The following is a 13,630-nucleotide window of genomic DNA, read 5'->3' on the forward strand; positions in this document are numbered from 1 at the left end:
GGCGGCTTCGCGCGGGGGATCAGATGCCCCGGCCGCGTTTGTGCAGGGTGCGCAGCACCGCGTCGGCCCGGACCACGCGACCGGCGACCGCGAGCGCCAGGTAGGCCCGCGGCTCGCGGGGATTGCTGCGCAGGGTCCGTCGCGCCCAGCGCAGCGCGCCCCGGCGATCACCGGAGGCGGCCTGGGCGAACGCGATCTGACCGGCGACGCGGGCCGCGCCGGCCGGCTGGGTGGCGAACTCCGGGTAGCGCCGCAGCAGCCACTGCAACGCCTCGGAGATGGTGTCCCAGCGCTGCGCGAAGTACGAGCGCTTGTGCCAGCGCACCAGCACCGCCGGCGTCGGCAGGTTGATCAGAGGCGCGCTGCGGGCGGCCCGCAGCAGAAACTCGTAGTCCTCCGCGTAACTGCCCGGAATCTCCTCGTCGACCAGGCCGAAGCCCTCGCGCAGCGCCGTCGCGCGGATCAGGAAGGTGGACGGGTGCAGCTCGGTCAACCGGTCCCGCAGCAGGTCGTCGAGGGTGATCCGGTCCTTGTCGAGCACCCGGTCGACGGTGTGCCCGTCGTAACTGACCCGGATGCCGCAGCAGACGAACTCGGCCGCCGGGTCGGCGGCGAGGGCGTCGACCTGGGCGGCCAGCTTGCCCGGCAACCACTCGTCGTCGTCGTCGCAGAACGCGATCAGCTCACCCTCGGCGGCGAGGGTGCCGCTGTTGCGCGCCCCGGCCAGCCCCGGCGCGCGCCCGTTGCTGATGACCCGCACCGCCCGGTCCGGCCCGGCGAGGGCCGTCAGCGACTCGTCGGGCGTGGACTGGTCGAACACGACAACTGCTTCGATCCGGCCCGGGTACTCCTGGGCGAGGATCGCCGCGAGGGCGGCGCGCAGCAGCTCGGGGCGGTCCCGCGTGGGCACCACGACGCTGACGCTCGGCTGTCGGATCATCGGGTCTCCTCCGTGCTCTGGCCGGATCGCGACCAGGTCCGCCAGCGGGGTCGGCGCCGGGCCGAGCGGGCCACCAGGTCGTCCACGATCTGCCCCACCCGGGCGACGGCCGCGCGCTGGGCCTCGTGCGCGGCCGGGTCGGCGGCGACCGCGTACCGGGACGGGTCGGCCTGCCCGGCGGCGAGCGCGTCGTGCAGCGCCTCCCGGGTCTCGCAGAGCGCCACCAGCCCGGCCGCGCCGAGCCGGCGCGCGAAGAGCTGCTGGTGGTCGTCGACGTGCTCACCGAGCGACGGGTCGCGGGGCACCACGATGGGCAGGTGCCCGTGCCGGCGGGCCTCCAGGATCGTCGCCGGGCCGCCATGACACACCACCAGGTCCGCGTCGGCCATCGCCTGTTGCAGGGCGTCGTGACCGAGGAACGGCACCGCGCCCGGCAGGGGCGGCGCCGCGGTGTGTCCGTGCTGCACTGTCAACCCGACCGGCCCGGCCTGCGCGTGCCACTGGGCCACCCAGTCCACGAGCCGGTCGAAGGGATGCTTGTCGGTGCCGACCGCGACGAGCAGCCGGGTCTGCTCGACGTCAGTGGTGTCGCGCTGGCGCGGCAGCCGGGACGGGCCGGAAACGGTGTCGCGGCGGGCCGTGCCCGTCTCCGGCCTCACAGGAGAGTCCCGACGACGATGGCCTCCGGATACTGCCGGCGCTGCTCGTCCCACTGCACGAGCATCGCGGACAGGAACGGCCGGCAGAGCCGGGCGGTCAGCGTCGGGGTGTCGATCCGGTCGTACACCTCGATGTAGACGGTCGGGATGCGACGCAGGCGGGCCAGCACCACGAACGGCACGGCCACCCCGGCGCCGGTGGTGACCACGGCGGCGACCCGCCGGCCCCGCAGCACCCGCCAGGCCAGTCGCGCGTTGCGCAGCAGGTTCGGCACGTTGCGGGTGGTCGGGTGGTGCGCCGGCACCAGATCCTCACCGGTCAGCAGCGACACCGCCTCCGGGGTGTCGAAGGTGACCCAGCAGCGCCGCCACCGTTCGTACCAGGGCCGCAGGGCAAGTAGTTGGGCCAGGTGGCCGCCGCTGGATCCCACCAGCAGCAACACCGGCGACTCGTCGTCGTTGTTCGTGTCCACGCGACTCCCCACAAGTTCGCTTGGAATTCCGATTCACGCCAGGCAGAAGCAGATCACAGGTTTCCCGGTCGCTGAATACTGCGACCGGAGCGCGGCGACGATCTCCACTCGGCATGGTCAGGCCCACTGTCGGCCCCGCAGCCCATCGATCGTCGTCACGACCTGCCATTTTGTCGTCACTCTACGACGCGCACCCGGCGTCGCGCTTTCTCCAGTTCAGTCGCTATGTCGTTTCTCGATGACGTCCAACAGTGCGGGATGCAGCGCGCCGTTCCACCCGGCGCCGGCGTCCGCCAGCCGCCACGTCCGCAGCCACATCTCCAGCAGGTACGCGTCGGCCACCAGCCGGCACTGTGCCGGGCCCAGGCCGAGCCGCGCACCGTGCCGACCCAACTGCCCGTCCACCGCCACGGCCGCCACCGCGGCCGGTTCGGCGCGCAGCACCAGCGACCGCTGGAAGGCGTCGTGCGCCAGGTCGAAGCCGACCGGCACGTCCGGGCCACTGTGCTCCCAGTCCCAGGCGACGAGGCGGCCGTCGTGCGTGCCCAGGTTCCACGGCACCCAGTCGCCGTGCCAGTGGCCGAACTCGACAGCCGTGTCGCCGTGCCGGCGGGCCAGCGCGGCTACCGCGGCGACCGCCCGCGCCCCGGCCGCTCCGGCCGTGGCGGCCCGCTCGGCCTGGGCGGCCAACCGGGTCAGGAACGTCGAGGAGCCCAGCGCTCGCGGGACCCCGGCCGGGGCCCCGCGGCGGGCGACCGCGAGCAACGCCGCGATCCGCGGCGGGTCGTCGGCCGGCACGCCGCGTACGTCAGGTGGTAGCGGTTCGATCACCGCGACCGCCTGACCGGCCCACGCCGTCTCGGTGAGCAGCCCCGGCGGCGCCGGATGGTCGACGACGCCACTGACCGCGCGCAACGCCCGCAGCGCGGCGGCCTCGGCGGTGACCAGCGCCCGGGTGGCGTCGTTCCAGCCGATCTTCGCGTAGCCGCGCGGACGACCGTCGACGGTGAACAGTTGCAGGGTCGGTTTGACGTTCGGGTCCGGCGGACGGACACCGCACGCCGCCAGCAGCGGCGTACCGCCCAGCGCGTCGGCGAGCCGCTCGGTGAGCAGCAGCTCGGTCACGGGCGCCCCCACCGGCACCGACACGGTCAACGTCGGAAACGGCGCCAGACCCGCCCCGCCGAACCGGGCCAGCCCACCGAGCGCGGCCCGCAGCGCCCGCACCTTCGGCGGCCGCAACGCGTTGTACGCCAGCAACGACGCCGCACCGGCCCGGGGTGCGCCCAGCGGCACGAGGAACCGGGCCCGGGCCACCGACGGCACCACCGCGTACCGGGCCACCGCCCGATGCCCGGCCGGCAGCGCGCCACCCACCGTCAGGCCGACCCGGTCGTCCGGGAACACCGCGCGGCTCACCCAGCCCAGCCCGTCCACCCGGGACCGGGGATCGGTGGCCGGGGTGACCCCGGTGTTCACGCCGCCCGGTCCGCCCAGTCGAGGTCCAACCCGAGCCGCTCACGCAGCGCGTCGTTGTACGGGCGGTAGTAGTCGGTCAGCTCGGCGCGGACCGCCGGCTCCAGCGGCGCGGAGCGCCGGTCGTTGTAGACCTTGAAGTTCGGCAGGTCGTACGGCGGCAGACCGAGGAAGTCGAGGGTGCGCCGGTACGTGGCGCGGGAGTCGCGGTACAGGTCCTCGCTGGGCAGAAAGAGGATCTGCTCGGAGTCGAAGCGCTCCAGCCACGGCTCCAGGTGCTCCAGGTAACGCCCCCGCGCCCGGTACGTGTACCAGTCGTACGCCTCGCTGAACGCCTCCGGCTCGGCGATGAGCCGCTCCCGCTCCCCCGCCGTACGCTCCGGCTCGGCGGCCAGCGCGGCGGCGAAGTCCAGCGGCTCGATGCCGTGGGTGCGGCGCTCCTTCCAGTGCGAGTACGCCCGCTCGACCGGGTCGCGCAGCAGCACGATCAGCTTCACGGTCGGCATCAGCGCGGCGACCCGCTGCGCGGCGAGCGGGTGGAACATGTAGAGCGGGGCGGCCTCGCCGACCCGGACCGGCCCGCCGTGCCGCTTCGCGAGGGCCTCGCGGTGCCGCTCGGTCGGGAAGTGCGAGCGGTACCACGCCTCGCCGCGACCCCAGTGCTCCTCGAAGTAGTGCGCCGACTTGGTGTTCCACGCCGGAAAGAGCCGGGGCACCAGGGGGTGCTGGATGAGGTAGTTCCACAGGGAGGTGGTGCCGCCCCGTTTGGTGCCGATGATCAGGAAGTCCGGCAGGGGTCGCCGGTCACTGGTGCGCACCCCGTAGTCGACCAGGGACTCTTTCACCCGGGTGGTCACCTGGGTCGGCACCAACTGCTTCACCCGGTCACGGATGGACGCCACGATGGCCCTCACCTGCCTCTCGTCGATTCCGGGCCGACCCGGCGGCCGTGGCCGCGTCGTCGGATCCACGGATCTGCCTCATGGTCACCCGGATGCCGGCGCGCACCCGGGGCAACGTCAACAAGCCGACGCAACCGGCCAGCAGCACGCCCAGCGACACCGCCAGGCCCGGCAGGCCGCGCCCACCGGCCAGCACGCCGACAGCCGCCGCGAGGCCGACGCCGCCGAGGGTGGCCGCCGCCGCGCGCAGCGTCGCGGCGTCGACAAGCGGCTCGGCGACCACCGCACGGGCGAACGCGGCGGCCGTGAGGTTCTCGGTGGCGATGCCGGCGGCCCAGGCGAGTGCCGCGCCCGTCGCGCCGTGCCCGGGGATCAGCCACAGCCCGAGCGAGACGGTCACGGTGAGCCCGGCCAGGGTGGACACCAGGTGCAGCCCACTGCGCCCGCCCATCAGGAGCAGGCTCTGCACGTTGCCCACGCCGGTGTTCACCAGCATCGCCAGCGCGAGCACAGTCATCGCCGGCACGCCCGCGGTGAACTCCGGGCCGAACAGTTGCAGGAACGCGAGCGCGAACACCGCGAGCAGCAGGTACACCGGCCAGGACAGCACCAGCCCCCAGGTGGTCAACTGCCGGTGCACCGCCGCGGCGGCGGCCCGCTCACCACGGCCCAGCAGCCGGGACAGCTGCGGTGACACGGCCACCCGCAACCCCTGCATGGCGAGCTGGCCGGCCAGCACGTACCGGCCGACCGCGCCGAACACGCCCGCGTCGGCCGGCCCGGCCAGCACCGACGTCAGCAGCACCCCCACCCACATGCTGCCCGCGTCGATGGCCGCCGAGGCGGCCCGGGGCAGCGCGAACCGCCAGAACGTCGACCAGTCGGCCCGGCCCGGTCGCAGCGCCGCGCCCCGGCCCAGGCCGAGCGGGCCGGCCACCAGGGTGAGACAGGCCAGCAGCGCCAGCGCCGCCGGGACCAGCCAGCCGGTCATCCCGGCGAGCAGGCCGCCGCCGACCAGCGCGGCCGCGCCGACCAGCGCCGGGCGGGCCACCGGCAGCAGGAGGAACTGCACGCCGACGTACGCGCGGATGGGTCGTACGCAGCGCAGCGCGGCCAGCAGCAGCGTCATCGCCACCACCACCGGCACGGCGGCGAAGGTGAGCGTCAGCAACGCGTGGCCGCCGTCGCCCGAGCCCCGCAGGAGTCGGGGGGCGAGCGCGTCGGCGCTCAGCGCTCCGACACCGGCGACCACGAGCCCGGCCAGCAGCGGGGGGATCAGCGCCACCGGAAGCACCCGGGCCGCGTCCCCGGGGACACCGAGACGACGCCGGGGCAGCGCCCACATCAGACCGGTCTCCGCGCCCAGCGTGCAGACCGCGGTGGCCACGGTGACCACGCCGATGGCGGCGAAGAACGCGCCCGCGCCGGCCGTCCCGTACCCCCGGGTGATCACCACGGCCAGCACGAAGCCGAACAGTCCGCTGGTGGCGGCGCCGAGCAGCCCGGCCACGCCGCTGCGTGCGCTGCGGCGCGTCTCCGCCGCGCCGATGTCGACGGTGCTCTCGGCGAGCGCCCCCGAGCGGTGCGGGCCGTCGGAGCCGGCGCCGGCCGGCGGTCGGGTGGCGGCGGTCATGCCGGCACCGCCGTAGCGGGCGGACGCGGCAGGCGTCGGCGCTGCCCGCTCGCCAGCCGTTCCCGTTCGGCGAGCGCCATGGCGAAGGCGACAGCGAAGAACGCGACCGACAGGTTCTGGTTGGCCATGCCGTAGAACGGGACCTGCACGAGGCAGACCACCGGCACCACCGCCAGCCACTGCCCCGCCGCCGAGGTCGCCCGCGCGCAGATCACCGCGGCGGCGACGAACCAGCCCAGGAAACACACCAGCGCCGGTACGCCGTGGCTGAACAACACCATCCACAGCTGCCCCTGGGTGCCGATCGGCGCGGCCGCGGAGACCGTGTCCACGTTCACCGGAGCGCCGTAGCCCAGCCACGGCGAATCCTGTACGCGGCGGATCACCTCGGTGTAGAGCGACAGGCGGTCGGTGTTGGTGTCACTGGAGTCGACGCGCTGGCTGATCAGGTCGGTGATCGGGATGAAGAGGGTGGCCAGCGCGCCGATCACGACCACGCCGACGATGGACGCGGCGACCCGGACGTTGCCGCGCAGGCTGGCCCGCACCCCGAGCACCGCGAGCCCGGCGCCCAGGCTGAGGAACATCGCCCGGTTCAGCGTGAGGAACGCCGGTGCCAGCGACAGCGGCAGGGACGCCAGCAGCATCCAGCGCAGCAGCCCCCGGCGGCGCAGCATCGTGTACGCCACCACGCAGGGCAGGGTCATGGCGTACGCGCTGCCGTAGTTGTTGGTGTACGAGAACGGCGCGGCCGGCCGGTAGATGGGGTTGAGCGAGCGCTCGCTGTACTCCGCGGTCCTCAGGTGCACCATGTCCCGGATGAACGGGGTACGGGCCACTCCGCCGGGCAGCAGCACCTCCATCGGGGTGGTCATCCCCAGTCGGGGCACCAGCACCCCGAGCCAGCCCAGCACCACCAGCGCGAACCAGAACGCGCAGAGCGGGGTGAGCACCGCCACCAGGTCGGCGCGTTCCCGGGCGGCGGCGTAGACGTAGACCCCGACCACCAGCGCGGTCAGGTAGAAGGCCAACCGCAGGGCGAACGTCAGCAGCGAGGCCGGCGAGGCCAGTTGGGTGGCGCTGACGACCACGATGGCCAGGAACAGCAGCCAGATGCCGGCGGCCGGCGGCAGTGGCACCCGACCCCGGGTGAGCAGCAACGCGAGCAGCAGCGCGCCCAGCAGCGGCCAGCCCAGGTAGAAGGCCCCGAGCGACCACCAGAGCGGCACCAGCCCGAAGGTCAGCGCCAGCGGCCAGAGCGGCAGCCGGGCGGGGGGTGGGGGCGGCGGCACCGGCCCGAGGGGGGCGGCGGCCTCGCCGGGTGGCGGCTCGGTGGCCGGAGCGCGGGTGACCGACACGGATCAGGCCCGGCCGTTGCGGGTCAGCACGAAGCCCAGCGGGGTGACCCCGGCGGCGCGCAGACGCTCGACGAGCCGCCGCAGATCACTCTGGCGGGTGCGGTCCCGCTCGACCACCACCACGGCGCCGCCCTGGCGGGCCACCGCCACGCCACGCTCGTCGGACTCCGCCGGTGGGGCGTTGAACAGCACCAGCCCGTGGTCCGCGCCCTGGCGCCAGGTGCCGAAGCGGACGCTGCCGACCCCCACGGTCACCTCGTCCGCAGACGCCGGCCGGCCGTTCTCGGAGTTGCCGGACGCCACCCGGGGCAGGGTCAGCGTGGCGTCCGGGTCGGTGGACGGGCGGGCGCCGGGCGGGTGCGGGGAGGGCCGCCGAGGCGCCGGACTCTCCGCGGTGGCGCCGGCCGGGCTCGGCGTGCCGGCCGGTCGGGGTTTGGGCACCAGCGGCCGGGACGGGTCGATGGGCAGCCGCCCACGGTCGGCGAGGACGACGGCGCGCAGGCGCTCCACGCGCCCGCTGTCGTCGGCCACGAAGACCTCCCGGCCGTCCGCGGCGAGCGCCACGGCCAGCCCGGCGGTGAGTGCCGTGGCGTCTTCGCGGGCGGTGACCAGCGCGACCCGGGCCGGTTGGCGGACCCGCTCGGCCACCGCCATCGCCACGTAGCGGATGTCCGCGTCGACGGCCCGGGGGCTGCCCCGAAAACCGGCCCGGCGCACCGTGCCGAGCAGCGGCAGGCCGCTGGCATCCCGAGCGTCGCTGACCGAGCGGACCCGCCGGTCGGTCGACTCCCAGACGTACGCCAGCACGACACCGATCAGCGCGCCGCCGAGCAGGCCGGCGACCAGGTAGAGCGGCCGGTGCCCGGCGGAGGTGGCCAGTGCCCGCTCGGCGGTCTGGGTGATCCAGCCGGGATTGACGTCGACCGCGGCGATCTCGGTGCGGGCGGCGTTGAGCTGGGTGAGCTGGTTGTTGATTCCGGACAGTTCGGCAAGCGCGGCGTCGCCGACAGCGGTGCCCTTGGCGCTGCTCACCCGCTTCTGCACGGCGGCCTGCTGGGCGGCGACCTTGGTGATGCTGGCGTCGTAGGAGCGCAGCATCTCGGCGCGCTGCTGCTCGTACATGGTGCGCCGCACGTCGAGGTACGCCTGCGCGGCGAGGTTGGCTCCCTGCACCGCCCGCTGCGCGTTGGACGCCTGATAGGTGAAGCGCAGGATCTGCCCGCCGGTGGGCACCTCGACCTCGAGGGCGTTGCGGATGTCGCGTGGCTCGCCGCCGGTGGCGTCGGCGAGACGCTGGACCACCTGGGTGCCGGTGGCGAGGCCGCTCTCCACGTTCATGTTGACGGCGCGGTCGGCGCCCGCGCCGCTGGGGGTGAAGGCGTCGGTGACCACCGGGCGGACCGCCACCACCGCGTTCGCGCTCACCGCCGCCGGGACGAGCAGCACGTAGCCGAGGGCGGCGAGCAGGCCGACCAGGGCTACCGCTACCACCAGTCGCAGCCGGTGCATCGGCACCCGCAGCAGGTCGGTGAGCGTGACGGCACGGGCGGTGCCGGCGGACGGGCCGTCCGGCGGCCAGGGTGCGGGTGTCGTGTCAGTCATGGAACTTCTTCACCGTCTGTTGAGGATTGCCGACGACGACGACGCCCGGTGGCACGTCCGCGCGCACCACCGTCGCCGCGCCCACGACGCTGTCCCGGCCGACGCGGACTCCCTTGAGGACCAGGGCGTGCGCGCCGACCCACACGTTCTCCTCGAGGACGATCGGGGCCCGCGTGGCCGGGCCGGGCGGGGCGTGCCGCTGCCCGGGCGGCAGGTTGTGAAAGTCGTTGTCGAGGAGTTCGCAGTCGGACAGAAGGCACCTGTCTCCCACCGTCACCGACGTCCAGGTGCCGATCCAGGTGGCGTTGAGCAGGCAGTCGGCGCCGATGCGCACCTCGCCGGGGCCGGCGAAGCGGACCAGTTTGTTGAGTCGGCTCCGGTCGCCGATGCTGACCCGTACGCCCCGGCGCAGCCGGATCCGACCTCGGATCTCCACGTCCCGGCCGAGCGTGAGCCGTCGGTAGCGCAGCCTGTACCACACGCGTTTGAGCGCGAAGACCAGGTGCACGGCGCGTTTCGCGCGGATGCCAGCGGCGCCGACCAACGACCCCTCCCCCACATCGTGGGGCCGGCGACGGTGCTCCCGCCGCCGACCCAACACGAACAATCTACCGATGTTCAGTTACAAACGGTTGACCCTTACTGCACGGAGAAGAACATCGAGGGGGTAGACCAGGACAACTCGGGCGTCGCTGCGGCGATGACTGTCGCCGTGGCGCCGTTGACCACGGCGGTCGGCGCGGCCGTCGGATCGAACGGCACGCTGCGCAGCGCGCCGTCGGTCGCACCGTAGACGATTCGACCGCCGACCCAGGCCATGCCGCGCACACTCGACCAGGTGACACCCGTGGTGGGCAGCGCGAACTCCGTGGCGCCAAGGTAGTTGCCGTCGATCTCGAAGTAGCGGTAGTAGAGGTTGTTGGTGCCGGTGCGGGTGTAGTAGAGCCGACCGTCGAGATAGAACGCCCCGGTCAGCAACGCCGGGTTGTACCAGTCGTTGTAGCCGGACGCCTCCCACGGCGACCCGATCGCGCCGCCGTTGAACAGCGAGACGTCGATCCGGCTGCCGGTGGGCGTACCCGCGACGGTGTGCGCCCAGTAGATCCGGTCGTCGACCCGCCAGGTCGCGCCGGCCGCGGTGTAGGCGGGCTGGCTGACCGCTGTCGAGGCGCCCAGCGCGGCGCCGTCGAACGGCACCTTGGTCACGGCGCCGGGTGCGGTGCCCAGGTAGAGGTTGCCGGTGGTCGCCGACGGCGGGTTCTTCGCGGTGAACGTACGCCCGCCGGCGAGCGGGAACATGCCGAGCCGCCCGTGGTACTCCTCGCCCATCCCGTCGGAGTTGTGCCCGAAGTAGAGGCCGTCCGAGCCGCGCCAGAGCACCGGCACGGCGGAGCCCCAGGCGGTGGTGCCGGCGGGCATCGAGGCGCTGCCGCTGCGGCGCGGGTTCCAGTTGACCGGAAGGCCGGTGGCCGGGGTGACCGCGCCGATGCCGAGCCGGTCGATGGCGCCGTTGCCTGCGGTGTCGCTGGCGTTCGGGTTGTTCAGCCACCGGAAGTGACCGCCGAGGTAGATGACGTTGTCGGCCACCTCGACCGAGGTGATGGTGTCGTTGCCGGTGAAGTCGAGCCAGGTGGCGAGCTGGCCGGCGCCCCGGGCGGGGGTCTCGAAGCGGGCCAGGGCGTCGCAGTAGGCGGTCGGCCAGCCACCGCCGCCGTTGGAGCCGACCACGAACCAGCTGCCGTCCTCACCGAACTTCACGTCCTGCACGTAGTGCACGAACGTGGCCGGGGACGCGCACGGCGACACGTACTTCTCGGTGCTCCAGTCCAGCACCGTCGGCGTGCTGGTGAGGTCGACGAGCGCGATCTGGTTGCGCGGCAGGTCGTTGACGAGCGTGAAGTTGCCGCCCAGCACCAGGGTGTGGCCGTCCGGCGTGACGTCGATCGTCCACACGTACGACGAGGTGCCGTTGCGTCCGACGGTGGCGTCGACGGCGAACGTCGGGTCGATCGCGCCGGTCGTCGCGTTGAGCCGGGCGAGGCCGGCGTGCGCGGTGCCGTTGAGCCAGTTGAACGCGCCGGCCACGTAGAGCCAGTTGCCCGACAGGACCAGGTCGCGGACGGCGCCGCCGTCGGAGCGCCCGACCCAGCTGTCGACGATCGCGCCGGTCGCGGGGTTCAGCGCGACCAGGTTCTTGCGGGAGACGCCGTTGACGGTCTTGAAGGCGCCGCCGACGATCAACGTGCCGCCGGGGCCGGCGAGCAACGTGTTGACCGCGCCGTCGAGCACCGGCAGGAAGGTCGTGGACATGGTGCCGCTGGTGCGGTCGTACGCGAAGAGGTAGCGCTGCGTGACCCACGCGGAGCTGGCGGTCTGTCGGAGCTGCGTGAAGCTGCCGCCGACGAAGACGGTGTTGCCGACCTGCGCGAAGGCGCGGGTCTCGCCGTCACGGGCGTGCGGGGTCGAGTCGCTGGGATTCGCGGACACCAGGGTCGCGGTTTCGGGCACCGGTACCACTGCCGCCGAGGACACCGAGGGCACGCTGAGCACCGCGGCGACGACCGCCAGAGCGACCACCCCCGCCCGAGTACGACGTCGTACTGACAAACGCCACGAGTGCGAGAGTTTGGGCACGCTGCGCCTCCAAGATGGATGAGAACCCGAGGTAGCGTGCCTCGCCCAGCCTGGTAGGCGCATCCGCCGATTGGGCGGTGCATGAATCTGCTAGCCGACAGAACGCCGGAGGATCAGATGGCTGCTCCTCGATGAACGGCGCGTGTCGTCACGGTGTCGTCATCTCGTCAGCGGCTGCCTCCGGTGGGCTGCCGCAGGTACGCGTCCTTGCCGGCCTGGGTGAAGCCGGCCACCGCGGAGGCGTCGTGGTTCATCGTCATGTCACAGGTCGCCGTGCGGGTGGTCATGCCCGGCGAGTTGAAGTAGATGGCGGCCTTGATCTTCGGGTGCGCCTTCAGGGCCGCCGGGAACTCCTGGAACCAGCGCTGCTTGGCACCCGGGTCCTTGGCGTCGAAGTTCGTGCCGAACTCGGCGAGCATCCGCGGCTTGCCGGCCCCGATGCCGTTCTCGTCGAGCCAGCGGTAGAAGCCGTCCACAGTGGTGCTCGGGCTCTTCCACACGGTGCTGCCGTTGCAGACGTGGAAGTTGTACGGGTCGTAGGCCACCCAGTCGACGTACCGGTCACCGGGGTAGAGGCCGGCGTACCGGGAGTAGTGCCCCGACCAGCCCATCATCGTCCAGACCCAGACGGCGTTGTCCGCGCCGGCCTTGGCGAACCGCTCGTACACGTACTTCCAGGCCCGGACGAAGTCGGCGTCGCTGCCCTTGCCCGGCTCGTCCTCCGGCTCGTGGTCGAAGCCCATGAACACCGGCACCTTGGCGTCGCGGATGCGACCGGCGACCGCGTCGATCGTGGCGTCCTGCCGGCCACCGTAGATGTCGGACCACTTCAGCGTGGTGCCGGCGGAGAAGTCGCGGGACTCCCACGCGAAGAACATCAGCCGGCCCTCGCGCATCTGCTGGGCCTCGTACGCGTCGGGGAAGGCGCCGTTGCTGCCGGCGTTGGAGAAGTCGTGGTAGCGGTGCACGATGTCGAACTTGCGCCCGACCTGCGCCTCGACGTCGGTGATCGCCTTGCCGTGGTCCCAGCCGCTGCCCGCGTTGGCGGGTGAGTACATCCCCCACCAGGCGCCGCAGGAGGGCACGAGCGTGTCGGACACCTGGCCGCACTTGCCGGACGGGAGGGTGGGGCTCTGCGTCGGGGTCGGCGTACGGGTCGGCGCGACAGTCGGCGTGGGCCGGGGCGCGGCGGTGGTCGGCGCGACGGTCGGCGAGGGCGGCGCCGGCTTGGTGGTCGGCGCCGACGTCGGCCCGCTGCCGAGGTCGTAGCTGATTACCAGGCTGGGACGCAGATCGGGATTGCGGTTCTCGACCGACGCCCAGTAGACACGGGTCTCCAGACCGGTCTGGGCGAGCGACACCGTCCAGGTGCCGTTTCCGGTGACCAGTTTGGAGACGTCCCACTCGTTGATGCCCTTGGCCACACCGGTCACGGTGTCCAACGCGGTCCCCACCTGCACCGGGACCGGTCGCGCCTCGCGGGCGCTCACCGATGAGGCGTGCGCGGTCACCGTGGCGGCGAACTGCTGCCAGGCGTGCATGCGCAGCGTCGCCCGGACGTTGACGGCGGCGGCGGGGAGAGTGGTCACCGCGAACTCGACGACCGCCTCCCGGCCGCCGCGCGGGTTGCCGTCGCAGCGCGCCGGACACGTCGCGAGGGTTCCCTTGGTGGCGTTGTCGCCGTCCTGCGACACCATCGTCGCGGTGGTGTCCGCCACCGCGCGGATCGACAGGTCGTCGCTGGCCAGCAGCGGCATCATTGTCGCCACGATGCCGGCCACCACCGCACCGCCGACCACGCCGACGGCGATCGCCTTGCGCCGGGGGCCGTTGCGGAGCCGGGTGATGCGGTGCAGTCCATGCCTGGTCAAGGAGAACTCCCTGTGTCTGCTGCGATAACCGAGAGCAGCGTATCGACGACCAGGGCATGTCGTGGGCAGGACAGTTTCCCGT

The 13,630-nt window shown here is 73.1% G+C and carries 11 protein-coding genes; all 11 read right to left on the minus strand.

All coding sequences use genetic code 11. From position 1 onward, the window contains the following. Positions 1–19 precede the first annotated feature (19 nt). The gene (locus tag AB0B39_RS29130; protein WP_357497691.1) at positions 20–940 is read right to left on the minus strand and encodes a glycosyltransferase family 2 protein; all 921 of its coding nucleotides are present in this window, start codon (positions 938–940) and stop codon (positions 20–22) included. Beyond that, positions 937–1,503, minus strand: a complete 567-nt coding sequence (locus AB0B39_RS29135) for a glycosyltransferase (protein ID WP_357575927.1) — start codon at positions 1,501–1,503, stop codon at positions 937–939. Before AB0B39_RS29135 ends, AB0B39_RS29130 begins: the two co-directional genes overlap by 4 nt. Before the next feature lie 92 nt (positions 1,504–1,595). Next, a complete protein-coding gene (locus AB0B39_RS29140) occupies positions 1,596–2,072 on the minus strand; it encodes a UDP-N-acetylglucosamine--LPS N-acetylglucosamine transferase (protein ID WP_357497689.1) in 477 nt (158 codons plus the stop codon). Positions 2,073–2,288: 216 nt separating this feature from the next. Beyond that, positions 2,289–3,551: a hypothetical protein gene (locus tag AB0B39_RS29145; protein WP_357575907.1), complete on the minus strand. Its 1,263-nt coding sequence runs from the start codon at positions 3,549–3,551 to the stop codon at positions 2,289–2,291. Beyond that, positions 3,548–4,450, minus strand: a complete 903-nt coding sequence (locus tag AB0B39_RS29150) for a sulfotransferase domain-containing protein (protein WP_357497819.1) — start codon at positions 4,448–4,450, stop codon at positions 3,548–3,550. Before AB0B39_RS29150 ends, AB0B39_RS29145 begins: the two co-directional genes overlap by 4 nt. Further along, positions 4,434–6,083, minus strand: coding sequence for a lipopolysaccharide biosynthesis protein (locus AB0B39_RS29155; protein ID WP_357575908.1), 1,650 nt, complete (start codon positions 6,081–6,083; stop codon positions 4,434–4,436). Before AB0B39_RS29155 ends, AB0B39_RS29150 begins: the two co-directional genes overlap by 17 nt. After that, positions 6,080–7,375, minus strand: coding sequence for an O-antigen ligase family protein (locus tag AB0B39_RS29160; RefSeq protein ID WP_357497817.1), 1,296 nt, complete (start codon positions 7,373–7,375; stop codon positions 6,080–6,082). Before AB0B39_RS29160 ends, AB0B39_RS29155 begins: the two co-directional genes overlap by 4 nt. 69 nt (positions 7,376–7,444) lie before the next feature. Next, positions 7,445–8,950, minus strand: a complete 1,506-nt coding sequence (locus tag AB0B39_RS29165; protein ID WP_357497815.1) for a lipopolysaccharide biosynthesis protein — start codon at positions 8,948–8,950, stop codon at positions 7,445–7,447. 85 nt (positions 8,951–9,035) lie between these two features. Next, positions 9,036–9,587: a DapH/DapD/GlmU-related protein gene (locus tag AB0B39_RS29170; protein ID WP_357497683.1), complete on the minus strand. Its 552-nt coding sequence runs from the start codon at positions 9,585–9,587 to the stop codon at positions 9,036–9,038. A 95-nt stretch (positions 9,588–9,682) separates the two neighbouring features. After that, the gene (locus tag AB0B39_RS29175) at positions 9,683–11,620 is read right to left on the minus strand and encodes a hypothetical protein (protein ID WP_357497681.1); all 1,938 of its coding nucleotides are present in this window, start codon (positions 11,618–11,620) and stop codon (positions 9,683–9,685) included. A gap of 224 nt (positions 11,621–11,844) precedes the next feature. Beyond that, a complete protein-coding gene (locus AB0B39_RS29180) occupies positions 11,845–13,548 on the minus strand; it encodes a glycosyl hydrolase (RefSeq protein ID WP_357497679.1) in 1,704 nt (567 codons plus the stop codon). Between the last annotated feature and the right edge of the window lie 82 nt (positions 13,549–13,630).

Origin of the sequence: Micromonospora sp. NPDC049114, from assembly GCF_040648635.1 — a bacterium.
GTDB lineage: Bacteria > Actinomycetota > Actinomycetes > Mycobacteriales > Micromonosporaceae > Micromonospora.